A 26,568-nucleotide genomic window follows, 5' to 3' on the forward strand; every position below is an offset into this window, starting at 1 on the left:
CAGGAGGGTTTCCAGTTCTTTGGTCACGCTTTGATCTTGGAAACCCTCCGCCTACTCCTCCTCCGCGACACGCTTCAAGGAATCAACCATCTAGCAGGGGCAGGGCGGCTCCGATTGCGGCAACGAGCCCAGCGTGCGCGTTGGAGACGACGGCTACCCTCTGCCCGGCCAGGCCGCCTACTGGGTGACACGGCGCGCTCGAAGCAAGATCTGGTCTATTCGTCGGGCTCTATGTGCCCTTCGATGAATTCCCCGTCATACCACCCGCGGTCCTCTGCGTAAGACAGCATGGCTCCGAAGTTCTCGCGCCACTCACGGGTGTGTGGTCCTTGGTTGCGGAGCCAGGCAGACCTGATGAAGACCGCGTCGTTGTCGATGTAGCCGATATTTGCGCTGACCAGCGATTCGTGGGCCTTCTCGCGATCGGAGCTCATTCGTACGTGAAACGTCTTGAGATCCAGGAGCTGACGAGTTGCAACACTGTCAGAAGTGACCTCGATGTACATTGTCTTCCTTCCCTAGCTCGACGGGTAAGGCCCGGAGCGCGCCATCCGATGGAATTGGCTGTCGTGGAACACGATGGGTGATACCGAACTGTGCATCTTGATGCGGTTGACGGCAAGCACTGCGATTTCGTGATCGCCCGCCCGAACCTGCTCGTAGATTGAACAGTTCACCCAAAGGGCTGCGCCGGCAATGAAGACGGCCCCGGAACTGTCGCGAACCCAATCTATTTCCGCGAATCGATCGGGCACTTGCGACGCGAGTGCCCGAGCGGTCGACGCGTGGGCGTCGGCCAGCACACTGACACCCAGAGATTGGGCTCGTCGGAGCAGAGGCCATGTTGTTGATGTGAGGGCGACGCACACGGACACCAGTGCTGGTTCGAGCGACACCGACACGAAGGAACTGGCTGCGATACCGGCCGGCTCGCCGTCGATCACTGCGCACACTGCCGCGACGCCTGATGGAAACCGGCCGTACGCGCCACGAAGGACGTGCGGCGACAGATCGTCGCCGCCGAAGAATCCGTCATCGGACCCTGCTGCCTGAATTTCTGACATTGACACCCCGCCACTCGGAACGAACTGAATTGGGTTCATGGCAGGTTACCGCAGACGTCCGCGCACCAGAACCGTTTCGGCCGCCCGACTTCCAGCACAATGATCTATTGACGAGACGTGGATCACAGCCTAACCTTCGCATGAAATGAGTTCAGTTTGCCAAAGGAGAGCGTGTGCCGACTGTCGAGGAGTTGCGAGCGTCGAATATCGACATCGCCCGTAGGTATCTAGAGGCCATCAACACCTGGGACTTCAAAGTCAAGCGTGAGCTTCTCGCGGAGGACATCGTCTTCGAGATGCGTTACGCCCCGCCTGGATTCAATCGCCGGATGGAAGGCATCGAGGAAGTGATGGCCTTCCTGGAGACCATTCCCTCCATCATCGAGACCGAGGGGCTGTACGACTTCAGGCTCGAGACGTATCACTCCGATCCCGGCGAGGTCATCGCCGAGTACAAGAGCGACATGAAGATGGTCATTCCGGTCGAGCTGAAGAACGAGTACGTCACGCGGTTCACCATCCGAGACGGGAAGATCACGCACTTCTGCGAATTCTACGACCCGATTCCCCTGGTTATCGCTCTCGGCGGCCGAGTGGAGCCCGCGACCATCGAAAGCGCCAGATCGGCCCATACCGAAAGTGCCTAACGCTCATCAGCAAGATATGTGCTCGCTGGGCTACGACAAAAGTCAACGCTAGACCGAGAAACCGAGGTGTTGTATGTCCGAATCCCACTACCCGACCGCGTTCGGTGTCTTCATGGCTCCCTTCCACAAGATCGGAGTGAGCCCCACCGTTCTCTATGAGCGGGACCTGCAGATCATCGAGCTCGCCGACAGCCTCGGGTTCCAGGAGGCGTGGCTCGGTGAGCACCACTCCGGTGGTCACGAACCGATCGGCGCGCCCGAAATGCTGCTCGCAGCGGCCGCGCAGCGCACCAAAACCATCAAACTGGGAACGGCCGTCAACTCGCTGCCCTACCACAACCCCTTCCTCCTTGCAGAGCGCCTGGTCACCCTCGACCACCTATCTCGCGGTCGCGCGATCATGGGATTCGGTCCCGGACAGCTGCTTTCCGATGCTTACATGCTGGGTATCGACCCGACGAAGCAGCGCGACATGATGCTCGAGGCCGCGGAGGTCATTGTTCGGCTCCTCCGGGGTGAGACGGTGACAGAGAAGACGGAGTGGTTCGATCTTCGCGAGGCCAAACTGCAGGTACGCCCCTACAGTCTGCCGGAGCTGGATGTAGTTGTCGCAGCTGTCACCTCACCGTCCGGGCCTGTCACCGCCGGGAGGCTGGGTGTGGGGATGATCAATCTTGCTGCCACCAGCCCTGCCGCCTTCGGCGCCCTTCGGGGCCATTGGAAGATCGCCGAGGACGAGGCAGCGAAGGCCGGGCGGACGGTGTCGCGCCGCAACTGGCGACTCTCGGCGATCACCCACATCGCAGAGACAGAGGAGCAGGCACGCCAGGACTGCACCCACGGGTTCGAGGAGATCTGGAACTATCTGGCACATATCTCACCGCTGCCGGCCTCCGAGAAGCCCGACGTCGAGGGAATGATCGACGAGGCCATCGAGTCCGGGTCTGTGCTGATCGGAACCCCAGACACAGCAATCAAGAAGATCCGGCAACTTGCCGACCAGACCGGCGGATTCGGAAGTTTCATCATGACGCTCACCGACTTCACCGACTACGAACGCCAGCGAAATGCCGTCACGCTCTGGGCCGAGCACGTGATTCCCGAATTCCGCGGGCAGCTCAAGCCCATCCGCGAGCACAATGCGTGGGTGCGGGGTAACGAGTGGAAGGCCGAGACCATGGCGGCCATCAACGCTGCCACCGAGAAGTACGCGGCACAGCATCAGCCGGTAGCGGTCAACTAACACTCCATTCTCACGAGCTGTGACCAGCCGTCTGCAGCAGCCCGAGAGACAGGGCAGTTCCCGGCCTGACCACCAGGAAGACGATCTCACCATGACTGTCACCGACGAAAGTCCGCTCGCGCAGCGCATCGCCCTCGTACCAACGCTCGCTGAGATCCACGCGGAAGAACGAGTGGTGGCTGCGATCAGTCAGCTGTCCCGCGGGGAGGCCATCATCCTCACCGATGGGATTGACTCGCCGACCAGCGGTGAGATCGTCTTTCCTGCGGTCCGGATCAGCACGGCTGATGCCGCTTTCGCTATCCGCCACTCATCAGGATTCCTGCAAGTCGCCTTATCATCGGACCGATGCGACGCCCTATTGCTTCCGACTCAACAGGGCGCCACTCCAGGAACCGCACAGTGCGTCACCGTCGACGCGGCCACTGGTATCACCACCGGCATCTCTGCCGCGGACCGTGCAACAACGATCCGGCTCTTGGCGTCCCCGGACGCGTCACCCGTGTCCTTCAGCCGTCCAGGCCATGTGGTGCCCCTGCGCGCGGACGCGGCGCTGCCCACTTCGGAATTCGGGTATCCCGAAGCTGCAGTACATCTGGTAGCGGCAGCCGGTTTCCCACCCGCCGCGGTGCTCACCACCGTCGTCGGCACTACCCACCCGACAGACGTCGCCTCAGGTAACGACCTGCACGAGTTCGCCCGCACGCACCAACTTCCTGTCGTCGGGCTCCGTGACCTCGACTCCGAGAAGCCACCATTGCCCTGCCTCCACGTCTCGGTGGACCTCCCCGGCGGAAGAACATCCCTCGAATCATTCACCGACCGGGGCCACAACTATCTCGTTGTGGCCGTGGGTGAGGTATCCGGCCGAGAGGACGTGCCTGTTCACCTGCTGCCGGCAGATCAGGTGTTGATCGACGCAGGATCTCCACGCGCCGAGCCGCGCATTGTGATCGGGCTACCCCAGACCGCGGAGGACGAATACAGTCGTGCGATCGACGGGCTTCATCGGCCGCACAGCGTGATCCGCGCCGTCCTCCGCCGTCTGGGTTGCCTTTCAGTGCGAGCACACCACCGCCCCGACAGTCTCAGATAACCGGCAACGGAAGGACCATTCACTGCGTCTGCAGGTCCGACGCAGAAGGCTTCGAGGACTCCGCTCGCCGCGACAGCGCGCCGAGCGCACACCAGTCGATCCCGGCTCCTGCACTGTGCCCCACTCATATTGGCGCGAAATCTACAGATCCATCGTGCGCACCTGCTCGATCGGCCTAAGCATTGCACTGTAATCCAGGTTACGCCCAGACCCCGTTCGTCAACAGAACCCAATTCGATTCAGAGTGAGGCGACATTGAAGGTCCTATGTGCCACAGTCATTCTAGGAGTTGCGCTCACACTCACAGCGTGCGACTCCACATCCTCCTCCGCGGCGGGAGACGGCTCGGTCAATACCCACGCCGTGCAGATTGCGCAAGCAGAAGTCGACACGCACCTGGCGGACGCGACGAACGTCGGAGTCACCGAACCTACCAGTGGCGCACCGCGTCAGGGACTCCGATTCGCCTACGTAGGCTGCGCACTGCCGACCTGCGCGACGTTCCGCGATGGCATGACCGCTGCAGCCGACGCCATCGGGGCGACAGTGACCACGCTGACCTACCAGGGCACCCCGGAGAGCATCCAGTCGGCCTTCGACAACGCGGTGCAACTACATCCTGATGCGATCTTCAGCACGGGTACCCCGCCGTCCGCCACTGTCAAGCAACGTGAGGAAATGAAACGCCTCGGCATTCCGTTCATCGACAACTCCGCGATCTACGAACCCGACCCCAAGACGGCGACCGGCACCGTAGACAACGACCCGGCTCCACCGACGGTCCTCTTCGAGCCGGCCAGCATGGTGCGCTACATGGGCCAGTTGCTCGCAGACTGGGCGATCACGCAGTCCGGCGGCAATGTGAACAGCATCTTCGTCAACGTTCCGGATTTCCCGATTGTCGTCCCCCCACAGGTCGGATACGAGGATCGGCTCGCGGAGCTGTGCCCGGATACGTGCTCGAATACCAACATCAACGGTACGGCCAACGACATCGGGACGGCCATTCCATCCAAGGTCGTCAGCGCACTGCAACAGCACCCCGACACCAACTACATCGTCTTCACGGCGGGTGACTTCTCGCTGGGCGTACTGCCCGCAGTACGCGCGGCAGGGTTCACCGACGTAAAACTCATCGGCAACAGCCCGATCGCCGACAACATCGCGGGCTTATCTGCCGGAGACCAGAATGAGGCATGGCTGGGCGTCTCCAACCAGGTACTGGGCTGGCGTTACGTCGATGCCGCGGTGCGCGCGCTGAAGGGCGATGCAATCCCCTCGCCGGTCGCCGACAGCCCGGACGATACGACCGCAGCGGCATGGCCGTGGATCCAGATCCTCACGAAGGACACCGCCCCAACCGAGGATCCCTGGATCACCCCGCGCAACTACAGGGAGCTCTTCCTGAAGATGTGGAACCTACCAGTTACCTGACCAACCACGAACATTCGAGGTCTCAGCCTTTTCGGAACGGAAAGCCAGTGAACGATTTGCTAGAGCTCTCCAGCCTGTCGATGACTTTCGACAGCGGCCGCGCGCTCGACGGCGCGGATCTGAGCCTGACGGTGGGTGAGATACACGGTCTGGTTGGACAGAACGGGTGCGGGAAGTCCACGTTGATCAAGATCCTGTCGGGTTACCATTCCCCAGACCCGGGAGCGGCGGGCACCTTTCTCGGAGCACCACTCCCCTTCGGGGACCCTTCCGCACCGCACCGAGTCGGAATTCACTTCGTGCACCAGGATCTCGGGCTCGTGGACGGCCTTTCGGTTGTGGAGAACCTCGCATTGGGATCCGGGTACGCAACCGGCCCATTCGGGAACATCCGATGGCGGCGGCAAATAGCTGCGACCAGGGAGGCCACCCACGCCCTGGGATACGAGCTGGACCCGCACACCGATGTGAGCAAACTGAGTCCCTCAGAGCGCGTCGGTGTTGCGATATCGCGCGCCCTGATCAACGACTCGAGCGCAGCACTTCGGCTGCTCGTTCTCGATGAACCAACCGCGGCGCTGCCGCCGACGGAGGTGCAGCGCCTCTTAGCGGTCCTACAGAGATTGCGCGAGCGCGGAGTGACCACGTTGTTCGTCTCCCACCGGCTCGAAGAACTGCTCACCGCCTGCGATCGAGTGACGGTGCTTCGCAGCGGTCGTCGCGTATCCACTGCGCAGACGTCCACCATGACACGTGAGAGTCTCATCCGGGACATCCTCGGCCGGCCACTCGTGCCGCACAAGCCGACAAGTCTCTCGGTCAACAGCCAGGAGCCATCCGTCACGGTTCGGCGGCTGACCGGCACGAGATTGAAACCGCTGGACTTCGACGTCTACCCAGGCGAAGTCCTCGGGCTGGTCGGTTTGACGGGCTCGGGCCGGGAAGAGGTGGCCAGCCTCATCGTTGGCGCGACCGAGCCGATCGACGGATCTATCACGGTACACGGGAGCACATACTCGGGATTGAACCCCCACACCGCATCTCGGGCGGGGATAGCCTTCCTGCCGACGGACCGGCGGCGCAGTGCGGTCATCCCAGACGCAACGGTTCGCGAGAACCTGACTTTGCCCATGCTCGCCGACATCACCCGGCTGGGCCGTATCAGCAGGCGTGCAGAGAGCCGTGTCGCGGGTGACTGGATCGGGAAAATGCAAGTCCGCCCATCAGACCCGGAGAACCTCGTCATCAACCTGAGCGGCGGTAATCAGCAAAAGGTCCTTCTTGCACGATGGCTGCGAACCAAGCCCAAGATGCTGATTCTCGATGAACCCACCCAGGGTATCGATGTGGGAACGAAGACACAGTTCTACGCGTTGCTGAGCGCGGCTGCCCGAGACGGGATCGCCGTCGTCGTGTGCACAACGGACGGTCAAGAAGCGGTCGAGCTCTGTGATCGCGTTCTTGTTCTCGCGGACGGGGTCTGCACGCGTTCACTCACCGGCTCGTCACTGACCACCGCGGTCGTGGAGCAAGAGTTGCTGGGCTTGCACGAAAACACAGAGAAGGACGAGGTACTGGCATGACAAGCGTTGAATCCAAACCAGCAGCACACCCCCAGATGCAAGGGGACAAGAAACCGCTGCTCGGCATTGTTCTGCAGCGCTACTCGGGCCTCGTCCTGCTCGCCGCGCTAATTGTGTTGTTCTCCGTCCTGCTACCGGAAACATTCCCCACGATCCGGACCTTCCGCACACTCATCGCCGACCAGGCGATCACAACGATCCTCTCTCTAGGCCTGCTCGTCGCGTACCGCGCGGGTGCCTTCGACCTCTCAGTCGCGCAAGGCCTCGGCCTGGCCGTCATTCTTGTCTCCTGGCTGCAGTCATCGCACGGGCTATCCGTCCCGATGGCTACCCTGCTCACTGTGACTGTCGGGGCCCTCGTCGGAGCCGCGAACGGGATCGCCATCGCGATACTCAATGTGAACTCCTTCATCGCCACCCTGGCGATGGCATCAATACTCGAGGCCGTCATCTACGGCGTCTCCGGGGGCAACCAGATCGTCGGCGGAATACCGCAGGGATTCCTCTCGCTCGGTCAGGCCCAGTACTTCGGGATTCCCGTCGTGGTCATCTACATGGCCGTCGTGGCAATAATCGTCTGGTACGTCACCGAACAGATGCCAGTTGGACGCCGACTTCAAGCTGTCGGCAGCAACACGGAAGCATCGCGTCTCAATGGCATTCGCACAGCGCGGTACATCTTCGGCGCGCTCGTGGCGTCATCAATCCTCGCCTCACTCGCCGGTGTGATCTTCGCCGCCAAGATCGGAAGCGCATCCCTGACCGCCGGCGCCCCCTACCTCCTTCCCGCGTTTGCCGCGATCTTCCTGGGATCGACCCAGGTTCATCCCGGCCGAGCGAATGTGGCTGGGACGCTGATAGCGATCGCGCTGCTGGCAACCGGAGCCAAGGGGCTTCAACTGCTCGGCGTGCCGATCTGGACAAGCAGCCTGTTCAACGGCGCCGTGCTCTTGGCCGCAGTGTCCATAGCTCAGATCAGGCGCAGTAAGTCGCGGTCATAGCTCGCCGCACGCCCTGATCTCTGCCGCCGAATCGTCCCCCACCTACCCACGAGAACGAGGAACGGAAATGGTCGATCTAACAGGCAAAACTGCCCTCGTAACAGGTGGAGCGCGAGGCCAGGGCCGTTCGCACGCCCTCGCCCTCGCCAAAGCCGGCGCTTCAGTCGCCATCCTCGACGTCTGCAAAGACATCAAGAATGTCTCTTACCCGCTCTCCTCGCAGGCGGACATGGACGAAACCATGCGGCTCATCAACGAGGCCGACGGAAAAGCACTTGCACTCAAGGCAGACGTGCGCGACCGGGAGGCCATCAGCGATGCAGTCGAGCGGATCGTCGACACCTTTGGATCGCTAGATATTCTCGCGATCAATCACGGCGTCATGGCGGTCAGCGAATTTCGCCACATGGATCCCGCCGACTGGGACGTGGTCATCGACATCAACCTCAACGGCGTCTTCAACGTGCTGCACGCGGGCCTTCCGCATCTGCTGAATCAGACCTGGGGACGGGTGATCATCACATCGTCAATGGCGGGCAAAGGAGGGTACCCGCAATTCAGTCACTACTCGGCCTCGAAGTGGGCGGTCATCGGGCTGGCAAAGACCGTCGCCCTCGAGGTGGCGACCACCGGGACCACCGTGAACGTCATCTGTCCCTGCTGCGTCGACACACCGATCATCCACAACAGCACGATGTACGGGCTGTTCCGACCCGACCTCGAGTCCCCGACAATCGACGACGTCGCCGAGGAATTCCGCCGGTATCAGCCCCAGGGAGTTCCATGGATTCCCCCTCAGGCAATCACGGACGCACTGATGTTCCTGGTCTCCGACGGTGCGAAACACATGACCGGCGAGACCCTCTCCGTTGCGGCCGGCCAAAACGCCAATGGTGCGGCATAACCAATCCATCACCGTCATATCGTTCGCGGCGCCCATCAGGGTGCGGATTCACAGGAAGGACGGGTGGGACGGGTGGGATTGGCGGTGCGGCCGCGGCGACCACCCGGCCGAACGTGCTGAACAGATCGTGCGCTTGACCGAAATGAGCAACACATCGGCGCGAACCCCAGGCCCACCCTCGGTGCGCGGTGATCGGGAGCCGCGGCATGAGATATTCGGCACGGCAGACTGATTCGGATTACCTCCGTTCCGGACTGTCCCACAACGACGAGCATCTCTGAGGTGACACTCTCCCCACCCCGGACGAAAGCGGCCGCCGCCTGCGAAACCCGCGATCTCCTCTCGCCCGCCACCGGTACGGCGCCATCACCCGTACTTCACCAACCCCACCGCACCCATTCCGTCGACTCCGACATCACGCACCGCACACCCGCATTGATCGATATCGCGCACTCGGACCGGATCGACGGACCGCTCCACCTGCCCGGGGGTTGTCGGCGCCAACTCCGCCTGAACCCCCAGCACTCGGCGACCGCCGGTGTCCGGATGCCATGTCCTGCTCGGTATTCACGACACGATCATCGCCGACCGATGCCCCCGGGGGCAGGCACCGCGCGCGCCGCCACTCACGTGGTGACGCCGAAGTCATTCCATCTCAGTTGATTTCGGTTGCACGGCCGACAGAAACAGAGTTTACTTAACTGAGTTCAGTTTATGTCGTAGTCGCAGACGGCGACTTACTTCGCGAGACAGCCGCCTCCCGTGGCGCATGAGAAAATGGAGCGAGTATGACCAGCAATCCACATACCCGAATCGAGCCGATTGTGGCCCCTTGGAAGGATCTCACCCTCGCGTCCATCGCGGCGATGCCGGCGGATCGTCCCAGTCCTAGGCCCGCACCAGTCGAGGGACAGCCGGCATGATCGATCTCACCGGCAAGGTCGCCATCGTCACCGGCGCAGCGTCCTTCCATGGCGACGACGATCCTTACCGCGTCGGCCAAGGCGCATCGACCGCGAGTCTGCTTGCGCAACTCGGCGCCAAGGTCGTACTCGCGGACATCAACGGCGAGGTTGCCGAGCAACGGGCGAAGCAGATCAGGGCCGACGGTGGCGACGCGATCGCCGTCGAGACCGACGTCCGCGTCGAGGAACAGGTCCAGCGGATGATTGCGACCGCGGTGGACGAGTTCGGACGACTCGACATTCTGCACAACAACGCCGCCGACCTGAGGGTCCCATGGGAGCCCGGTGACCCTCCCATCACGGAATTCGTGGTGGACACCTTCCATGCCCAGGTCGAAACACTGCTCCTGGGCCCGATGCTCGGCTGCAAGCACGCGATCCCGGCAATGGTGAACACCGGCGGCGGCAGCATCACCTGCACGTCGTCGATCTCCGGCGAAATGGGCGAGCTCAACTTGACCACCTACAGCGTCGCAAAAGCCGGCGTCAACCAGCTCGTACGCGCCGTCTCCGCACAGCACGGCAAGCAGGGAATCCGGTGCAACGCCGTGGCGCCCGGACTCATACTGAGCTCCCCCGGTCTCCAACTCGGGGACGAGTTGATTACCCAGTACACGCGCCACTGCGACACCCCTCACGTCGGTCAGCCCGAGGACATCGCCCGGGTCGTCGCGTTCCTGCACTCGGATGCCGCGCGATACATCACAGGGCAGGTCATCAGAGTCGACGGGGGCTTCACCGAGCACTCCCCGATGGTCACCGAGGGGCGTGCATCCGGCCTCGTCGCCGGAACCACGTGAGGAGCAGCGCCTTGCGACACCCGCCGACTCAAACCAGCTGCGGATCTCCTGGATCAGGGCGAATGGCGACCGCGTGCCGGCGTGCCCGCCCGCGCCTGCCGCCACCGCGATGATCCCGTTCGCACCGTTGTCGATCGCCCTGTGGGCGGATGCGTTGTCGACGACATCGTGCAGCACAATTCCGCCGTAGGCGCGGATACGTTTCGCCACGATCGGACGTGCACCCTGCGAGGTGATCACGATGGGAACCAGGTATTCCTCGACCACCGTCAGATCCTCGTCCAGCCGGTCCTTGCTGCTGTGCACCATGAGGTTCACCGCGTAGGGCGCATGCTGGGCATCATGTTCGTCCACCAGCGCTGTCCGGGTCGATCGCCACCGACAACCGCATCCTCGCCGCCGAAGCCACCGGGGCAGACCTCGCCTACATCGGTTCACTGTTCATCGCCACAAACAAGGCCAATGCGGCCGACGGGCACAAGCAGATGATCGAGGACTCCACAGCAACCGACATCGTCTACACCGATGTGTCCACCGGCAGGCACGGCAACTACCTGCGCGGCAGCATCGAAGCATCCGGACTCGGCCCCGACGCCCTGCCCGACTCGCACCCGACCGCCATCGACTTCACGTCCGGCGGCAAGATCGAGGCGAAGGTGTGGCGCGATATCTGGGGCGCCGGCAACCGGGTCGGTGGTGTGGACGCGGTCCGGCCGACGGCGGACGTCGTCGAGCGCCTCGCCAACGAGTACAAGCACGCCGGCGAGCAACTAGCACGCTGAGAAGCCGCATCCCCAATCAGATTCAGAGACTTAGCACACGGATCGTCACGGGATAGACGCGACAAAACCCGGCCGTCTCGATAGTGCGGGCGGGGATCCCGGACGGATCAGGGACTCTCAAGCAACCTGCACACGCGTTCGACCACGGCAGATGAAAGTGCCGTGCCAATGCTGGCCCCTGCCCCGCCGGCCAATCGCGAGTCGCAATGTGTACTGGCCGACGGGGTCGAGGCCGCCCGAGTCTGGGAACGAGCGGCGCAGACCACACTACGGCGCCAGGACTTCACCAACCCGCCGGCGGAGCTCCAGCGGACAGGAGCTACTCCCGGCTGCGAGGAGCGGCGCGTTCCCACCAGTCGAGCCGCTCGCCGTCGGCCGCGAGCCTTTCCAACGCACGCGCGGTGAACTCGATCTGGGCGCCGGACCCGGACCAGCAGAACGTCCACAGTTCCTTCGCCGCGAGATGATAGTGGTGCAGGACCTCATCGACGGTGTACGCGTCCACCTCGCCAGCCCGGAAACGATCGACCTCGGCTGCGACACGCTCGATCAGCTCACCCAGTCGAGCCTCGTGGTAGGCGGCGACCAGCGCCCGATCGGCTTGCCGCTGCCCCTTGCTGCCCACGGTCACCACGGTACCGACTCCGCAAGGCGCCCACGGCCCGAAGACCACCACCACCACCGGAATCGGCGCCCCGGCTCGCCGCGCCTACTTCCTCTGATCGGCGGGAACGCCGGAAACGACGCCGATCACCGGACCCCCTGCTCCTGCTCCGCGGAAGACGGTGTGCGGGTCCTGCTCCCGCATCTGGCAGGTATCGATGTTTGTCCCAATGGGCCGAGCACCACCAGATGACGCTGCCGACGAACTCGACGACCGCCAAGCGCGGTGCGGACGCGCCGCGGCCGCGGTGGGACGGGAGCTTCTCGAGAGGCTCGAAGCCGGCCGCCCTTTTACGGCCGGTGTCAGCGGCGAATCAGCGAGTTCGTCGAACCTGGTCGCCGAGTGGCTTCGGTGAGCGGATGCCGCTTCGGTCCACCCCGTCGGGCTGGGACCGAATCGACCGCGGTGAAGGTGCCGGACCGTTACCGGGAATTCTTCTCGGCGACCGCGGTCGCCGGGTGCACGGCAATCAGGCCGAGCCCTTGCGGCGCTTGCCCGATTACTGCACCGGGGTCGGCGGTGTCGGGCACGAACATCGCCTCGAGACGGGCCTTGATCTCCTCGGTGCTCATCGTCCCCGTGCGCGCCGCGGGTCCGCGGGACGGGGTGGCCGGTGTCCTCGATGAGTTCGTGTGTGGTTCCTTGTCTTGGTATCGTATGAATTGTGTTGCACCGGAAGTGCTCTCGTCACGTCATCGGTGGAATGGACGCGAGGGTCCACGCCGACAGGGCTGGAAAGGTTCGTCGGGGGTGGCGGGCCAGGTCCGTGTGGGGTCAGAGGCCCACGGCGTGTTCGAGTGCGTCGAGTTCGTGGCCGAGGTGGGCGGTCAGCGTGTGCAGGTGCGGCACGGTGCGGCGGCATCCGGTGATCCCGAAGGAGATGATGTCGTCGTTGCTGGTGCAGGTGATGTTGAGTCCCTGCCCGTCGACGGGGATCGAGAGTGGGTACACCGCGTCGAGTCGGGCACCGTTCCAGTACAGCGGGCTGCGTGGGCCGGGGACGTTGGAGATGATCAGGTTGAACGGTGGACGCAGCCTCCGGTTGTGCCCGAACAGCATGCTTGCCCCGGCTGGGCCCGCGCCGAGTGCGCTCATCGCCAGGATCTGGGTCGTGCTCATCGCGGCCATGGCCTGTTTTCCTTCGCGCATGCAGGTGCGCACGGTGTCCAACCGGGCCGCCGGTTCGGGCAGGTGGGTGCCGAGATTGCACATCAGTACCCCGACGCCGTTGCCGCCGCGGCTTCCCTGCTGCTCGTCGCGCAGCGAGACCGGGACCATCGCGATCAGCGGTTGTGCGGGCAGCGCACCGTTCCAGTGCAGGTAGCTGCGCAGCGCCCCTGCGGACATGGCGAGCACCACATCGTTGATGGTGGCGTCGGCCGCCTTGGCGACCAGGCGCAGCCGTTCGAGCGGCCAGGACCGGGCCGCGAACTGGCGGGCACCCGAAATCGGTTCGTTGAACATGGTTCTGGGGGCGGTGAGGGAGAGCGGTCCGCCCTGCTCGTGCACCGCTCGGCCGACGGTGCCGGCCAGGGCGGGGACGAGTCCGGCGACTTCGCCGACCGCGCCGCGGGCGGCGCGGACCGCCGCCCCGGGCAGATCGGTCATGCCCGCCGCGCCGACGGTGTCGGTCGCTGGGGCCGGTGACCGTGGGTGAGGGGGCTGCCACGGTGCGCGCATGCCGCGCTCGTCGGGGTCCTCGCTGAGGGTGCGGCGCAGCATGCTCATCGCGCTGACCCCGTCCGCGACGGCGTGGTGGACCTTGGTGTACATCGCGTAGCGGCCGTCGCGCAGTCCCTCGATCAGGTGGGTCTCCCACAGCGGGCGGCTGCGATCGAGCAGGCCGCCGTGCAGGCGTGAGCACAGCGCCCACAATTGCGCCTCCCCTCCGGGCTCGGGCAGGGCGTCGTGCCGGACGTGATGGCCGAGATCGAGGCGGGAGTCCACTTCCCAACCCCACTGTCCCAGCGAGGTCCACGACCGCCGGGCCCGTCGGCCCAGTGTCGGGGCCACGCCCTGATCGCCGTCGGTCAGTGCGGTATCGAGCAGTGCCCGCATATCCCGGGCGTCGGCCCCCTCCGGCGGCTGGAAGATCTGCACACCACCGACGTGCATCGGGTGCTCACGCGACTCGCCGAGCAGAAACATCGAGTCCAGCGGCGACATGGGAAGCAACATGACGATGACCGTTCGAACCTCGAGCAAGGGACGGATCACGGGAATCCGTCATGGAGAACTGTGGGTAGCGGTGCGGTCTCACGCACCGGTGTCGAGAGAGTGCTGCTCTCGGGTGGTCTCGATGAGCGGTCAGGCGATCTCTCGTGGCCGCGCGTTGTCACATGAGCGGGCGCGACTGTGGACCGCAGGTCGCCCGTGGGAGGCGACGCTTGTCGTGGGGCGGGACTACCGGGCGTGGGCACCTATCAGGGTGCCGGACAACCCCCGATACCGCAGGACGGAGCCGGCAGGCACCAGTTCGAGCAGCACATCATCTGGGTGTCCTCTGTCCACATAATCATCGAGTCGGGCAGAGACCAGAGTGCTCCCCGCACACCGCTGTTGGCGACAGGCCGAACGAATTCTTCGCGATATCCATACGCAGATCCCGACCACCCTTGATCCCCGCGGATCGGAACAACCCGCGACGGGTGTGGCAGGCGTGACACCCCTTCGCCGCCGTGGCCGGTCATGGTTCGAAGCGGTAGCCCATGCCGGGTTCGGTGATGAGGTGGCGGGGCCGCGACGGGTTCGGTTCGAGCTTGTGGCGGAGCGAGGCCAGGTAGATCCGCAGATAGTGGGTGTCGGTGGCGTGGCCGGGTCCCCAGACCGCGGTCAGGAGTTGTTTCCGCTCGATGAGTGTCCGAGGGCTGCGCAGCAGCGGTTCGAGGATTGCCCATTCGATCGGGGTGAGGTGGACCATCTCGCCGCGGGGATCGGTGACGGTTTTGCGGGCGAGGTCGACCCGGAGTTCGCCGACCGCGATGATGGACGGCCTGCCGCTATCGGGGGTGCGCCGGATGACGGCGCGGACGCGGGCGAGGAATTCGTCGATGCCGAAGGGTTTGGCGATGTAGTCGTCGGCGCCGGCGTCGAGAACGGCGACCTCCTCGTGTGGTTCGGCCTGCGCGGACAAGACGATGATCGGCCTGTGGCTCCAGCCGTGCACTCCCGCGATGACGTCGAGGTCGGGAAGGTCGAGGTCGAGGACCACCAGGTCGGGGTGCCACGTGGCGGCCTGGGTGAGTGCCTGCGTGGGGTCGGGTGCGGTGCGCACGTCGTAGTGCTGGGCCTGCAGGGTGAGGCGCAGGGCCCGGCGCAGTTGTGGCTCGACCCCCACCACCAGAATGCGGCTCATGCGGGACCTTCCAGATCGGTTGCGGCGGTGGTGGTCTCGGCCGCGGGCAGGGTGATGATCATCGTGACGCCGCCGCCGGGGGTGTCGTCTGCCGCGATGGTGCCGCCCATGGCCTCGGTCAGGCCCAGGGCCGGCGCCAGCCCGAGTCCGATCCCGCTGCCGTTGGCGGTGTCGCCGAGCCGCTGGAACGGTGGGAAGACGAGATCGCGCTTGTCTTCGGGTATTCCGGGGCCCCGGTCGACGACCCGTATTTCGACCAGGGATCCGTGCGCGCTCGCCGCGACCAGAACACCCCGGCCCGGCGGGGTGTGGCGCAGGGCGCCCACGATCAGGTTGACCAGCACCCGTTCGAGGAGCGCCGGGTCGGCGAGCACGTCGGGGACATCGTCGGGGATCTGCAGTTCCACAATGTCGGTGCCCGGTCCGACGGCATCGAGGGCCAGCGGGACGACCTCGTCGAGCGCGGTCGGTTCGGTCGAGATGCCGAGCGCGCCGGCCTGCAGGCGGCTCATGTCGAGCAGGTTGGTGACCAACCGGTCGAGCCGTTGCAGCGAGGTGGCGGCGATGTCGAGCAGTTCCCCACGATCCTGATCGGACCATGCCACCTCGGGGCTGCGCAGGCTCTCCACCGCCGCCGTGGCCGCGGCGAGCGGGGTCCGCAGGTCGTGGCTGACGGCGGTGAGCAGGGCGGTGCGCATCCGGTCGGCCTCGGCGAGGGGCCGGACCTGCTCGGCCTCGTCCTCGAGGTGTTGCTGGCGCAGCGCCACCGCGGCCTGGGCGGCGAAGGCTTCGAGGACCTGCCGGTCCGCGGCCGGGAGTGTCCGCCCGCACAGCACCAAAGTGAGGTCGTCATCGACGGCGACGGCCATGTCGCCCTCGTCCGGGCTCGTGCAGGGCTCACCCCCGACCGTGTCGGCTACTCGCCAGCGCTCCGGTTCTTGTTGCCGTCCGGGGGTCAGGGGGGTGTCGGGCGGGCGCTCGAGCAGGGTGACGGTGTCGAGTGCGTAGGTTTCGCGGAGTCGTTCGAGGATCGCGGGCAGTGCTTTCTCTCCGCGCAGCACGCTGCCGGACAGGTTCGCCAGTACGGCGGCGTTCGCACTGGCCTGCGCCGCCTCGCGGGTGCGGCGGGCGGCCAGGTCGACCACGGTGCTGACGGCGATCGCGATGAGGACGTAGACGAGCAGGGCGAGCGCGTTCTGGGCCTCGGCGATGGTGAAGGTGTAGAGCGGCGGGGTGAAGTAGTAGTTCAGGAGCGCGGAGCCGAGCAGCGCGGCCACCAACGCCGGCCACAGGCCTCCGGCCAGTGCGACGCCGACGACCCCGATCAGGAAGATCAGGATGTCGCTCGGCAACGACAGGTGTCCCCGCAGGTTCGCGAGCGCGATCGACAGCAGCGGCATTCCGATCAGGGCGATGACGAACCCCGCCGCCCGTCGTCGCCGGGTCAGGGCGGACAGGCGCGCGGCACGGCCCTGTTTGGTGGCCTCGTGGGTGACCATGTGCACGTCGATGCTGCCCGACAGCGCGGTCACCTCCACCCCGACCCCGCGGGAGAAGATCTGTGCGACCCGCCCTCTGCGGGAGGCGCCCATGACGAGTTGGGTGGCGTTGATCCCGCGGGCGAACTCGAGCAGGGCGCCGGGGACGTTATCGCCGACGACGTGATGAAAGGTGCCGCCGAGGCTTTCGACCAGTGCCCGTTGCCGGGCCAGGTGGGCGGGGCTGGCGCCGGCGAGACCGTCGCTGGGGGTGATGTGGACGGCGAACAGGTCGGCGCCCTTGGACCGGTCCGCGATCCGCGCCGCCCGGCGGATGAGGGTTTCTCCCTCGGGGCCGCCGGTCAGTCCGACGACGACCCGCTCGCGTGCTTCCCAGGTGCCGGTGATGTGGTGGTCGGCCCGGTAGCGGTCGAGTTGGTCGTCGACCTTGTCGGCCAGCCAGAGCATCGCCAATTCTCGCAGGGCCGTGAGGTTTCCGACGCGGAAGTAGTTGCCGAGTGCGGCGCCGACCGTCTCCGGTGGATAGACGTTGCCGTGGGCCATCCGGCGCCGCAAGGCTTCGGGTGTCATGTCGACCAGCTCGACCTGGTCGGCGCGGCGGACGACTTCGTCGGGGACCCTCTCGCGCTGCGGTATGCCGGTGATCTGTTCGACGACGTCGTTGAGCGACTCGAGGTGCTGGATGTTGACGGTGGAGATGACGTCGATGCCGGCGTCGAGGAGATCCTCGATGTCCTGCCACCGCTTTTCGTGCCGGGAACCCGGGATGTTGGTGTGGGCGAGCTCGTCGACGAGAGCGACCCGCGGTGCGCGCGCGATCACCGCGTCGGTGTCCATCTCGGTGAACGTGGCGCCGCGGTAGGTCATGGTCTTGCTGGGGACGACCTCGAGGTCGTCGAGCATCTCCAGGGTGCGGGGCCGGCCGTGGCAGTCGACGTAGCCGACGACCAGGTCGGTGCCGCGCTCGCGTCGGCGGCGCGCCTCGCCGAGCATGGCGTAGGTTTTGCCGACGCCGGGGGCGGCGCCGAGGTAGATGCGTAGTGTGCCTCTCATGGCGCCTCCTTATCCGCCACGAGTCACGGGTCCGCTCAGCCCCTGACCGGGTACGTCTGGTCGAGCGCGATGTTGAGCTCGAGCACATTGACCCGCGGTTCGCCGAGGAAGCCGAGGGTGCGGCCGTCCTGGTGGTCGGCGATCAGCGCGCGGACCTGGTCGACGGGGATTGCGCGGGCTGCGGCCACCCGGGTGGCCTGCAGGTCCGCGTAGGCCGGCGAGATGTGGGGGTCCAGGCCGCTGCCACTGGCGGTGACGGCGTCCGCCGGGACGGCCGGGTTCGCCGGGGCGTCTCCGCGGATCGGGACGATCTGGCCGATCGCATAGTCCGCACCGAATTCGGCGCATTCGACCCGCACGCCCTCGTACGCCCCGAGGAACGGGGTCACGGGAGCGGCGGGATCGCCGGGGCACGGCTCGTTGACACTGATCACCCGGGTCGGGTTCACCACGTTGCCGCGCGAGTCCCGCGGGCCGATCACCGACAACACCGCGCCGACACCGCCGGGGGTGCAGAACGGGCGGGACCCGTCCACCCCCTCGAGCTGTCCGACGGACTGGCTTCTGGTGCACACGGTGGTGAGCAGGCTCGCCGTGAAACCCGCATCGGCGGGGTCCATTCCGGCCCTGATCAGCGCCGGATCGGCCGCGGTGTCCACAATGCTCTCCGGCCCGAGGTTGCTCGCGCTCGTCGACGTCGGGTCGTAGCCGTCGCCGGCCGCGGACGGCCGGCTCTGAAAATACTGCACGAGGGGGTTGCCGTCGGCGTCGGTGAAGAGCTGCCCGATCAGTGTGCTGCCGACGGTGCGCCCGTTCACCTCGACGATCGACCCCTCGGCGTTCTCGTGCAGGCTCGGGCCCAAGGAAACCGCCCAGACCGCGAGCGGGTAGGCGATGCCGGTGATGACGGTCAGCACGAGCAGGGCCCGCAGTGCGGCCAGGTGCTGCCGGATCCAAGGTGAAATACGCATGTCAGGACATCCCGGGGAGGAATTGGACGATCAGGTCGACGAGTTTGATCCCGACGAACGGGGCGATGATGCCGCCGAGGCCGTAGACGTAGAGGTTGCGGCTGAGCAGCTTCGAGGCGCTGCTCGGTGTGTATTTCACCCCGCGCAGCGACAGCGGGATCAGGGCGACGATGATGATCGCGTTGAAGATGACCGCGGACAGGATCGCCGATTGCGGGCTGTGCAAGCGCATCACGTTGAGCAGGTCGAGGCCGGGGAAGACCGCGACGAACATGGCGGGAATGATCGCGAAGTATTTGGCGATGTCGTTGGCGATCGAGAACGTCGTCAGGGCGCCGCGGGTGATGAGCAGTTGTTTGCCGATCTCCACGATCTCGATGAGTTTGGTCGGGTCCGAGTCGAGGTCGACCATGTTGCCGGCCTCTTTCGCCGCCGACGTGCCGGTGTTCATGGCGACGCCGACGTCGGCCTGTGCGAGGGCGGGCGCGTCGTTGGTGCCGTCACCGGTCATCGCGACGAGTTTGCCGCCCTCCTGCTCACGCTTGATCAGCGCGAGCTTGTCCTCCGGCGTAGCTTCGGCCAGGAAGTCGTCCACGCCGGCCTCGTCGGCGATCGCCTTGGCGGTGAGCGGGTTGTCACCGGTGATCATGACGGTGCGGATCCCCATGCGGCGCATCTCGTCGAAACGTTCCCGCATGCCCTGCTTGACAACGTCTTTGAGGTGAATGACGCCCAGCACGGCGGCCCGGCCGTCGGCGACCTCGCCGACCACCAGCGGGGTGCCGCCGGCCGCGGAGATGCCGTCGACGAGCTGCCCGAGCTGCGCGGCAACCTCGCCGCCTTGGCGGCGGACCCAGTCCGCGACAGCGGTGGCCGCGCCCTTACGCAGCAGGTGCCCGTCGCCGAGGTCGACACCGGACATCCTTGTCTGCGCGGTGAACTCCACCCAGCTCGCGTGCACAAGCTCACCCGGCGTGCGTTCGCGCAGCCCATACGCCGACTTGGCGTACACCACGATCGACCGGCCCTCGGGGGTCTCGTCGGCGAGGCTGGACAGCTGCGCGGCATCGGCGAGCCGGTCCTCGGACACCCCCGCCACCGGGAGGAACGCCGACGCCTGCCGGTTGCCCAGGGTGATGGTGCCGGTCTTGTCCAGCAGCAACGTGTTCACGTCGCCGGCCGCCTCGACCGCGCGCCCCGACATGGCGAGCACGTTGCGCTGCACGAGGCGGTCCATCCCGGCGATCCCGATGGCCGAAAGCAACGCCCCGATGGTGGTCGGAATCAGGCAGACCAGCAGCGAGACCATCACGATGCCGGTGACACCGTGCTGATCGAGCGCCGAGGTGTCCGGGACACCGGGATTGTTCGCCTTGGAGAAGATGGCCAGCGGCTGCAGCGTCGCGACCGCGAACACGAAGATGATCGTCAACGCCGCCAGCAGGATGTTGAGCGCGATCTCGTTCGGGGTCTTCTGCCGGTTGGCGCCCTCGACCAGCGCGATCATCCGGTCGATGAAGCTCTCCCCCGGTTTCTGGGTGATCTTGACGACGATCCGGTCCGAGAGCACCTGGGTGCCGCCGGTGACCGCCGACCGGTCGCCGCCGGACTCGCGGATGACCGGCGCGGATTCACCGGTGATCGCCGATTCATCTACCGACGCAATGCCTTCGACGACGTCACCGTCGCCGGGGATGGTCTGGCCGGCCTCCACGACGACGAAGTCGCCCTGCTGCAGCTGCGGCGCCGGCACCTGCTCCTCGGTGACCGCGGCACCAGGTTGCCAGCCGGGGACCCGGCGCGCGAGCATGTCCGTCTTCGCCCTGCGGAGTGTGTCGGCCTGCGCCTTGCCACGGCCCTCGGCGACCGCCTCGGCGAGGTTGGCGAAGATCACCGTCAGCCAGAGCCAGAACACGATCGCCCACGCGAACCAGGACGAATCCGTGACCGCCAGCACGGTGGCCCAGACCGCACCGACCTCGACGATGAACATCACCGGGTTGCGCCACAGGGTGCGCGGGTTAAGTTTGCGCACCGCGTCCGGCAACGACCGCAGGAGCATCTTCGGGTCCAGGAGCCCGCCCCGCACCCGATCTCCCGTGGCCGGCTGCGACGGTCCCGCGGACGCGGCGATGGTCGAGGTGGACATCAGTGGATTCCTTCTGCCAACGGTCCGAGCGCGAGCGCGGGGAGGAAGGTGAGGGCGACCAGGATCAGCGTCACCCCGGCGACCATGCCGACGAATTGGGGCCGGTGGGTCGGGAGGGTGCCGATCGACTCCGGGGTGGTGCCCTGTTTGGCGAGCGAACCGGCCAAGGCCAGCACGAAGATCATGGGCAGGAACCGGCCGAACACCATGGCCAGGCCGAGCGCGGTGTTGTACCAGGTGGTGTTGACGGTGATGCCGGCGAAGGCGGAGCCGTTGTTGTTGGCCGCCGAGGTGAAGGCGTAGAGGACCTCGGACAACCCGTGCGGGCCGGTGTTGAGCATCCCGGCCCGCTGTCCCGGAAGGGCCATGGCGACGGCGGTGCCGACCAGGACGATCAGTGGGGTGACGAGGAAATACGATGCGGCGAGCTTGATTTCGCGTGGCGTGATCTTCTTACCCAAATACTCCGGGGTGCGGCCGACCATCAGCCCGGCGACGAACACCGTGATGACCGCCAGGATGAGCATCCCGTACAGGCCCGAGCCGGTACCGCCGGGGGCGACCTCGCCGAGCTGCATGTTGAACATCGTCATCAGCCCGCCCAGGCTGGTATACGAATCGTGGAAGGAGTTGACGGCACCGGTCGAGGTCAGTGTGGTCGATGCCGCGAACGTCGCCGAGTCGGCGACACCGAACCGTTGTTCCACCCCCTCCATCGACGCACCGATCGCGGTCGGCACCGTGCCGTGATGCTGCAACTGGACGACGCTCATGATCGTCACGCTCACCAGGGCCAGGGTCGCCATGACGGCGGCGATCGCGTAGCCCTGCTTCTTGCTGCCGACCATCCGGCCGAACGTGCGTGGCAGCGAGAAGCTGATCACCAGCAGCAGGAAGATTTCCACCCAGTTCGTCCAGGTCGTGAGGTTCTCGAACGGGTGCGCCGAGTTGACGTTGTAGAACCCGCCGCCGTTGGTGCCGAGCTCCTTGATCGCCTCCTGGCTGGCCACCGGGCCACCGGTAATGGTCTGTGTGGTCCCGGCGAGAGTGTCGGCGATTTGGGTGTGCAGGTGGAAGTTCTGGATCACCCCGCCGGCGACCAGCACGATCGCGCCGACGAACGCGATCGGCAGCAGGATGCGGAGGGTTCCGCGGACCAAGTCCACCCAGAAGTTCCCGAGATCGCCGGTGCGTCGGCGGACGAATCCGCGGACCAGGGCCATCGCGACGGCCATACCCACGGCGGCCGAGACGAAGTTCTGCACCCCGAGGCCGGCCATCTGCACCAGATGACCCATGGTCGACTCACCGGAGTACGCCTGCCAGTTGGTGTTCGTCACGAAACTGACCGCGGTGTTCCACGCCAGTGGCGCGGTCATCTCGGTGGCGGGGTCGGGCAGGTGCAGCGGCAGATGCTGTTGCAGCAGCTGAAAACCGAACAGAAACAGGATGCTCACCGCGGAGAACGCGAGCACGCTGCGGGCATAGACCGGCCACGCCTGTTCGCCCTCGGGGTCGGCGCCGATGAGGCGGTAGATCACCCGCTCGACCCGCGAATGCTTGGTGCCGCTGTAGACCCGGTACATGTAGTCGCCCAGCGGTTTGTGCACCAGGACCAGGGCGAGCACGAGGGAGCCGGTGAACAAGATCCCCGCCGTTACCGTATTCACTAGAACCTCTCGGGGAAGAGCAGGGCCGCGATCAGGAAGACGGCGAGAAGCACGACCAGGACCAGGCCGACGGCGTTGTCGAGGTTCACAACCGCTCCACCGCCCTCTGAATCACGCCGAGCACGGCGAAGATCGCCACGGTCAGCAGGATGAACACAAGAACGGACATCTCTCGTTCCTTCGTTTGCTGGAAGGTCTGCGGGTCCCGGCCCGTCAGCGGACGGTGTCCGGCCGCGAATCGCGACCTCGTGCACCGGCGTTGCCTTTGTGGGGTGCACAGACGAGTTAACGTCCATGCCGGGCCGAATGCGACCCTTGTTGACGGATCCTTGACGCCCACCGCAAGGTCTTGACGTTGCTCTTACGCACGCGCGCGCCTGGCAACATTCGCCTGTGCACAGCGGCGACAGGCGACCGACCCATACACAGGCGTGGAAGGATGCCGAAAAGGGCAGCGGCCGGTGCGGCACTCGAATCGGTTGACATGTGACCGGGGGTGCCGACGGCACCCACCCTGTCAGGCGCGCAGACTCAGATTCCGGTGGGCCGGGTCGATGCGGAACGCGATCTGGCACACCATCGCATCGCTGTGCTTGCGCAGGGCGTGGGCGATCTCGTCGGCGCGGTGCGTGGGCAGGAGTCGGTGCCAGGTGGTGGCGGGTTCGATGGTGGCCACGACCACGGACACGCGGTCGGCGGCGAGGTGGCTGCGAATGTATCGCGCCAGCGACAGTCCGACCGAATTGTCGGTGTCCTCGATCAGAATCAGTTCGGTATACGGATACCGGGCCTGCCACTGCCGGGTGAACTCGGTGGTGGATTCGTGGGGGTGGCACACGCGGATCGCGACCGGCGCCGGTGTCATCGTCACCGCCGCGGACAACGCCATCCGGCTCAGCTCCGTCACACCGGACACCGGAACCAGCACCGTCGGCCGCGATCCGATGATCCGCGGGTCGACACGGTCCGGGCCGAGCGTGAGCCGGTCACCGAGGTGCTCGTACGCGGCGCGGACCCGCGCCATCCCGACCACCAGCAACGGTAGGGCGATGACGATGAGCCACGCACCCTCGCGACCGCGGTCAGCACAGCACCGAAGCCGTTGAGGGCGGCGCGCCATGCCCACCCAGGCGTCCGATCGGCCCGCCAATGCCGCACCATCCCGACCTGCGCCAGGGTGAATCCGACGAACACCCCGATGGCAAACAGCGGAACGAGGGCGTTCATGTTTCCGCCGGATCCGATCAACAAAACCGCGGCGGCGATCCCCAGTGTCAGTACCCCGTACCGATACACGTCCCGGGAGGTTCTGCGGGCGAAGCGGTGCGGTAGGACGTTGTCGTCGGCGAGTATCCGCATCAGGGTCGGCAGGCCGCCGTACGAGGTGTTCGCCGCCAGCGCCAGCAGCACGACCGTCGCGAACTGGACGACGTAGTAGCCGACCCCGTCCCCGAGGGACGCCGCGGTGAGCTGGGAGAGCACGGTGGTGCCCTCGACGGGGGCGAGGGAGAACGCTGAGCATTCACCACCCGTGGCGCCTTGAAGCTGGGGACGGCGTTCGCGATCGCCTCCGCACCCGTCAAAGCCGCGCACCCACTCGAAAAAGCCTTGAGCAACAGCAGGATGCCGATCGTCTGGGCGTGGCCGGGGACGACACCGCCCCCGACGGTGCTCGCCGGTTCCGAGCGCAGCAGGCCCGCGACGATGACGGTGAAGATGCTTGCGACGAACACGATCGTCGGAACCATGAACGCCCGCGCCGAATCCGCGATACCCCGCAGATTCAGGACGGTGATGCCGAGCAGGATCACCAGCGCGATCCACACGGTATAGGGCAGCAGCGCCGGAAACGCCGACGTCAACGCCGCCGCACCGGCCGCGATCGACACCGCAACGTTGAGAACGTAGTCGATGATCAACGACGCCGCCGCGGTCAGGCTCGACCGCCGCCCCAGCCGCTTGCGCGCCACTGCGTAGGCGCCTCCTCCGCCCGGGAACGCCGCGATCACCTGACGATAGGACGCGACCAACACGGCCAGGAGCGCGGCGATGGCGAGGGTGACCGGAAGGGTGAAGCCCAGTCCCGCTCCGCCGGCCACCGCCAGCACCAGGACGATGGCCTCGGGCCCGTAGGACACCGAGGCCATCGCATCGAGGGAGAGCCCCGCCAATCCGGTCGCAACGGAGAGTTTCGTTCGTGCGCTACCGGAGCGGGACGCCCCGAGTCCCTTGTCGCCGATCACGGCTGCATTTCTCACCCGCTCAGCGTGAGCATGCTTCTCGTGAAAGAGAAGTGCCTTGACACCATCTTGACGGGTAGGGCCGAGTTCCTATCCATCTCCCGCCCGTCGGGCCCCCTGCAGCTGGGTTGATCGATGCTGCCGCGCAACAGAACTCGCCGGCATCCGTCGTTGCGAGGTGACGGGTGCGGGTCGCGCGGACCGGGTGTTGATGTAGCGGATCATCAGGGCGGCACCGAGAAACGAGCCGAGGAGCACGAAGGTGATCAGGAGATTACCCACAGCGAGACTTCCTTCACGTGATGGCGTCGAACAGAACCAGACCAGCGTCGACCGCCGGCGCCCGCGAGAGAAGACGCCCAGCACATTCTTCGCGAGATCCATACGCGCCGCGGTTCGTCAACGCCCGGTCCCGCTTCGACGACTGGCGGCGGCAGGCGCCGGTTTGCGCCCACCATCGGGGTTGATCCATAGTCGCGGTGTGCCCTTCAGCGTGATCTGGCCAACTGGCGGGTGTGGTTGGCGTTGAGCGCGCTGGGCACAATGCTCGTCGCAGTGGGCGCGCTCGGTTCCGGCGGACTGTGTCTGGCGGGAGCGGCGTGGTGGTTCTGGCGTCTCTACCGGACGGACGACTGAGCGCGCACCGGGGCACCCGCGGGAACAATCGGATGCGTCATCAGAGTGACACTCGGACGGGGGAACCTGTTGCGGGCGCACGCGTCGTCGAGCGCGTCGTCGACAACCGCGAGAAGCTCGTCTTGATTGCGTAGACCACTCCCGGACGCGATCGCGAGATCCTGATCCTCCCGGGCGATCAGCTCGGTCAGGATCAGACCGTAGTCACGCCGAACCTGCTCCATCACACCCACCACCTGATCGACACGTTCGCCGACGAGCGCAGTATCTGCGGCATCGGCTCCTACACTGCAGCAGACGCCCACCAATTGCAGGTGCGGTTGCTCGATCACAGCTCTCAGCGCGTCGTCGACCACCTGACTGTTGGCGGCGTCCAATCCTGTCGACGACAGGTCGACCAGCACGTTCCGGCGTCGGCGTGCGCGAACGAACGGGTGATGCATGGTCATCGTGCGCTCCCTGGTGTCCCCTCGAGCGTCCGCAGCGGATCAGGCGGGAGACCTACTTCCACACGTACACCGCCGACAGACACGCGGACCTGGTCATGACGTCTTCCTGACGCCGGCCACCCCAACACTGACGCCGCGTTTGCGGCACCCGACTGTCGAGCGCCGAGGACCGTCCCCCTCGGGGGCGCGCCCCAGGTGCGCGAATGATCCCTCCACGGGAACCACTGCCACCGAGTTCCGTCGGAGGGCGGGCGCACCCGGCTGGTTTCTTAGGGCCTGTGACAAAATAATGTCGCTTTAGCTGGTTTCGGGCGTTACCGTTGAGCTATGACGGATGTGGCGGACTCGGTGGCGCGGCGGTAT

General features: G+C 65.8%; 24 protein-coding genes and 3 pseudogenes. 10 read left to right on the plus strand and 17 right to left on the minus strand.

The features are described from left to right. Positions 1 to 215: 215 nt before the first annotated feature. Positions 216 to 506: a hypothetical protein gene (locus ACFWAY_RS45820; protein WP_378515243.1), complete on the minus strand. Its 291-nt coding sequence runs from the start codon at positions 504 to 506 to the stop codon at positions 216 to 218. Between the two features lie 12 nt (positions 507 to 518). Then, a complete protein-coding gene (locus ACFWAY_RS45825; protein WP_378515244.1) occupies positions 519 to 1,064 on the minus strand; it encodes a flavin reductase family protein in 546 nt (181 codons plus the stop codon). Between the two features lie 173 nt (positions 1,065 to 1,237). Here ACFWAY_RS45825 and ACFWAY_RS45830 point away from each other — a divergent pair, with 173 nt between their 5' ends. The 9 genes and pseudogenes from ACFWAY_RS45830 (at position 1,238) to ACFWAY_RS45870 (ending at position 10,737) form a co-directional block, all read left to right on the plus strand. After that, positions 1,238 to 1,711, plus strand: coding sequence for a nuclear transport factor 2 family protein (locus ACFWAY_RS45830; RefSeq protein ID WP_378454821.1), 474 nt, complete (start codon positions 1,238 to 1,240; stop codon positions 1,709 to 1,711). Between the two features lie 73 nt (positions 1,712 to 1,784). Further along, positions 1,785 to 2,954, plus strand: a complete 1,170-nt coding sequence (locus ACFWAY_RS45835; RefSeq protein ID WP_378454820.1) for an LLM class flavin-dependent oxidoreductase — start codon at positions 1,785 to 1,787, stop codon at positions 2,952 to 2,954. A 91-nt stretch (positions 2,955 to 3,045) separates the two neighbouring features. Beyond that, the gene (locus ACFWAY_RS45840) at positions 3,046 to 4,050 is read left to right on the plus strand and encodes a 3,4-dihydroxy-2-butanone-4-phosphate synthase (protein WP_378515246.1); all 1,005 of its coding nucleotides are present in this window, start codon (positions 3,046 to 3,048) and stop codon (positions 4,048 to 4,050) included. Between the two features lie 363 nt (positions 4,051 to 4,413). Beyond that, positions 4,414 to 5,484 carry a sugar ABC transporter substrate-binding protein gene (locus ACFWAY_RS45845; protein WP_378515248.1) on the plus strand — a complete coding sequence of 357 codons (1,071 nt, stop codon included), beginning with the start codon at positions 4,414 to 4,416 and terminating at the stop codon, positions 5,482 to 5,484. 80 nt (positions 5,485 to 5,564) lie between these two features. Continuing rightward, positions 5,565 to 6,047 (plus strand): annotated as a pseudogene (locus tag ACFWAY_RS45850) (ATP-binding cassette domain-containing protein); the annotation flags it as partial. A 228-nt stretch (positions 6,048 to 6,275) separates the two neighbouring features. Continuing rightward, positions 6,276 to 7,067, plus strand: coding sequence for an ATP-binding cassette domain-containing protein (locus ACFWAY_RS45855; protein WP_378515275.1), 792 nt, complete (start codon positions 6,276 to 6,278; stop codon positions 7,065 to 7,067). Next, positions 7,064 to 8,068 (plus strand): ABC transporter permease, encoded by a 1,005-nt coding sequence (locus ACFWAY_RS45860; RefSeq protein WP_378515249.1) that lies wholly within the window; start codon positions 7,064 to 7,066, stop codon positions 8,066 to 8,068. Before ACFWAY_RS45855 ends, ACFWAY_RS45860 begins: the two co-directional genes overlap by 4 nt. Positions 8,069 to 8,135: 67 nt before the next feature. Next, positions 8,136 to 8,972 carry a mycofactocin-coupled SDR family oxidoreductase gene (locus ACFWAY_RS45865; RefSeq protein WP_378515251.1) on the plus strand — a complete coding sequence of 279 codons (837 nt, stop codon included), beginning with the start codon at positions 8,136 to 8,138 and terminating at the stop codon, positions 8,970 to 8,972. 919 nt (positions 8,973 to 9,891) lie between these two features. After that, positions 9,892 to 10,737, plus strand: coding sequence for an SDR family NAD(P)-dependent oxidoreductase (locus ACFWAY_RS45870; RefSeq protein ID WP_378515253.1), 846 nt, complete (start codon positions 9,892 to 9,894; stop codon positions 10,735 to 10,737). A gap of 27 nt (positions 10,738 to 10,764) precedes the next feature. Here the strand turns inward: ACFWAY_RS45870 and ACFWAY_RS45875 are convergent. Then, positions 10,765 to 11,115 (minus strand): annotated as a pseudogene (locus ACFWAY_RS45875) (nitronate monooxygenase); the annotation flags it as partial. A gap of 107 nt (positions 11,116 to 11,222) precedes the next feature. Between ACFWAY_RS45875 and ACFWAY_RS45880 the strand changes: the two are divergent. Then, positions 11,223 to 11,519 carry a hypothetical protein gene (locus ACFWAY_RS45880; protein WP_378515254.1) on the plus strand — a complete coding sequence of 99 codons (297 nt, stop codon included), beginning with the start codon at positions 11,223 to 11,225 and terminating at the stop codon, positions 11,517 to 11,519. Between the two features lie 319 nt (positions 11,520 to 11,838). Here ACFWAY_RS45880 and ACFWAY_RS45885 read toward each other — a convergent pair whose 3' ends face one another. From ACFWAY_RS45885 to ACFWAY_RS45950, 14 genes and pseudogenes are all read right to left on the minus strand, one after another. After that, positions 11,839 to 12,144, minus strand: a complete 306-nt coding sequence (locus ACFWAY_RS45885; RefSeq protein ID WP_378515255.1) for a hypothetical protein — start codon at positions 12,142 to 12,144, stop codon at positions 11,839 to 11,841. A gap of 461 nt (positions 12,145 to 12,605) precedes the next feature. Further along, on the minus strand, positions 12,606 to 12,755 hold the full coding sequence (locus ACFWAY_RS45890) for a hypothetical protein (protein WP_378515257.1): 150 nt from the start codon (positions 12,753 to 12,755) through the stop codon (positions 12,606 to 12,608). A gap of 202 nt (positions 12,756 to 12,957) precedes the next feature. Beyond that, a complete protein-coding gene (locus ACFWAY_RS45895) occupies positions 12,958 to 14,361 on the minus strand; it encodes a wax ester/triacylglycerol synthase family O-acyltransferase (RefSeq protein ID WP_378515259.1) in 1,404 nt (467 codons plus the stop codon). Positions 14,362 to 14,869: 508 nt separating this feature from the next. Then, positions 14,870 to 15,538: a winged helix-turn-helix domain-containing protein gene (locus ACFWAY_RS45900; RefSeq protein WP_378515260.1), complete on the minus strand. Its 669-nt coding sequence runs from the start codon at positions 15,536 to 15,538 to the stop codon at positions 14,870 to 14,872. Next, positions 15,535 to 18,090 (minus strand): DUF4118 domain-containing protein, encoded by a 2,556-nt coding sequence (locus ACFWAY_RS45905; RefSeq protein WP_378515262.1) that lies wholly within the window; start codon positions 18,088 to 18,090, stop codon positions 15,535 to 15,537. The genes ACFWAY_RS45900 and ACFWAY_RS45905 overlap by 4 nt, the downstream gene beginning before the upstream one ends. A 35-nt stretch (positions 18,091 to 18,125) precedes the next feature. Continuing rightward, positions 18,126 to 19,061, minus strand: a complete 936-nt coding sequence (locus ACFWAY_RS45910) for a potassium-transporting ATPase subunit C (protein WP_378515264.1) — start codon at positions 19,059 to 19,061, stop codon at positions 18,126 to 18,128. Between the two features lies 1 nt (position 19,062). Continuing rightward, positions 19,063 to 21,210: a potassium-transporting ATPase subunit KdpB gene (gene kdpB, locus ACFWAY_RS45915; protein WP_378515265.1), complete on the minus strand. Its 2,148-nt coding sequence runs from the start codon at positions 21,208 to 21,210 to the stop codon at positions 19,063 to 19,065. Beyond that, a complete protein-coding gene (kdpA, locus tag ACFWAY_RS45920) occupies positions 21,210 to 22,880 on the minus strand; it encodes a potassium-transporting ATPase subunit KdpA (RefSeq protein ID WP_378515267.1) in 1,671 nt (556 codons plus the stop codon). The genes kdpB and kdpA overlap by 1 nt, the downstream gene beginning before the upstream one ends. Continuing rightward, the gene (gene kdpF / locus ACFWAY_RS45925) at positions 22,880 to 22,969 is read right to left on the minus strand and encodes a K(+)-transporting ATPase subunit F (RefSeq protein WP_081315424.1); all 90 of its coding nucleotides are present in this window, start codon (positions 22,967 to 22,969) and stop codon (positions 22,880 to 22,882) included. Before kdpF ends, kdpA begins: the two co-directional genes overlap by 1 nt. 428 nt (positions 22,970 to 23,397) lie before the next feature. Continuing rightward, positions 23,398 to 23,787 carry a hypothetical protein gene (locus ACFWAY_RS45930; RefSeq protein WP_378515269.1) on the minus strand — a complete coding sequence of 130 codons (390 nt, stop codon included), beginning with the start codon at positions 23,785 to 23,787 and terminating at the stop codon, positions 23,398 to 23,400. Continuing rightward, positions 23,784 to 24,473 carry an amino acid permease gene (locus ACFWAY_RS45935; RefSeq protein WP_378515271.1) on the minus strand — a complete coding sequence of 230 codons (690 nt, stop codon included), beginning with the start codon at positions 24,471 to 24,473 and terminating at the stop codon, positions 23,784 to 23,786. Before ACFWAY_RS45935 ends, ACFWAY_RS45930 begins: the two co-directional genes overlap by 4 nt. A 2-nt stretch (positions 24,474 to 24,475) precedes the next feature. Then, positions 24,476 to 25,027: pseudogene (locus ACFWAY_RS45940) on the minus strand (amino acid permease); the annotation flags it as partial. Between the two features lie 183 nt (positions 25,028 to 25,210). Then, entirely contained in the window at positions 25,211 to 25,402 is a 192-nt protein-coding gene (locus ACFWAY_RS45945; RefSeq protein ID WP_378515272.1) for a hypothetical protein, read from the minus strand. A gap of 335 nt (positions 25,403 to 25,737) precedes the next feature. After that, on the minus strand, positions 25,738 to 26,205 hold the full coding sequence (locus tag ACFWAY_RS45950; protein WP_378515274.1) for a decarboxylase: 468 nt from the start codon (positions 26,203 to 26,205) through the stop codon (positions 25,738 to 25,740). Between the last annotated feature and the right edge of the window lie 363 nt (positions 26,206 to 26,568).

The sequence above is a fragment of the Rhodococcus sp. NPDC059968 genome, from assembly GCF_042738615.1.
Taxonomy (GTDB): Bacteria; Actinomycetota; Actinomycetes; order Mycobacteriales; family Mycobacteriaceae; genus Rhodococcus_F.

Coding starts and splice junctions, on each gene's coding strand:
- ACFWAY_RS45880 (WP_378515254.1), top strand. CDS start 11,223: ATGATCGAGGACTCCACAGCAACCGACATCGTCTACACCGATGTGTCC.
- ACFWAY_RS45840 (WP_378515246.1), top strand. CDS start 3,046: ATGACTGTCACCGACGAAAGTCCGCTCGCGCAGCGCATCGCCCTCGTA.
- ACFWAY_RS45950 (WP_378515274.1), bottom strand. CDS start 26,205: ATGACCATGCATCACCCGTTCGTTCGCGCACGCCGACGCCGGAACGTG.
- ACFWAY_RS45900 (WP_378515260.1), bottom strand. CDS start 15,538: ATGAGCCGCATTCTGGTGGTGGGGGTCGAGCCACAACTGCGCCGGGCC.
- ACFWAY_RS45910 (WP_378515264.1), bottom strand. CDS start 19,061: ATGCGTATTTCACCTTGGATCCGGCAGCACCTGGCCGCACTGCGGGCC.
- ACFWAY_RS45870 (WP_378515253.1), top strand. CDS start 9,892: ATGATCGATCTCACCGGCAAGGTCGCCATCGTCACCGGCGCAGCGTCC.
- ACFWAY_RS45820 (WP_378515243.1), bottom strand. CDS start 506: ATGTACATCGAGGTCACTTCTGACAGTGTTGCAACTCGTCAGCTCCTG.
- ACFWAY_RS45890 (WP_378515257.1), bottom strand. CDS start 12,755: ATGAGCACCGAGGAGATCAAGGCCCGTCTCGAGGCGATGTTCGTGCCC.
- ACFWAY_RS45905 (WP_378515262.1), bottom strand. CDS start 18,090: ATGAGAGGCACACTACGCATCTACCTCGGCGCCGCCCCCGGCGTCGGC.
- ACFWAY_RS45860 (WP_378515249.1), top strand. CDS start 7,064: ATGACAAGCGTTGAATCCAAACCAGCAGCACACCCCCAGATGCAAGGG.
- ACFWAY_RS45835 (WP_378454820.1), top strand. CDS start 1,785: ATGTCCGAATCCCACTACCCGACCGCGTTCGGTGTCTTCATGGCTCCC.
- ACFWAY_RS45825 (WP_378515244.1), bottom strand. CDS start 1,064: ATGTCAGAAATTCAGGCAGCAGGGTCCGATGACGGATTCTTCGGCGGC.
- kdpB (WP_378515265.1), bottom strand. CDS start 21,210: ATGTCCACCTCGACCATCGCCGCGTCCGCGGGACCGTCGCAGCCGGCC.
- ACFWAY_RS45865 (WP_378515251.1), top strand. CDS start 8,136: ATGGTCGATCTAACAGGCAAAACTGCCCTCGTAACAGGTGGAGCGCGA.
- ACFWAY_RS45895 (WP_378515259.1), bottom strand. CDS start 14,361: ATGTTGCTTCCCATGTCGCCGCTGGACTCGATGTTTCTGCTCGGCGAG.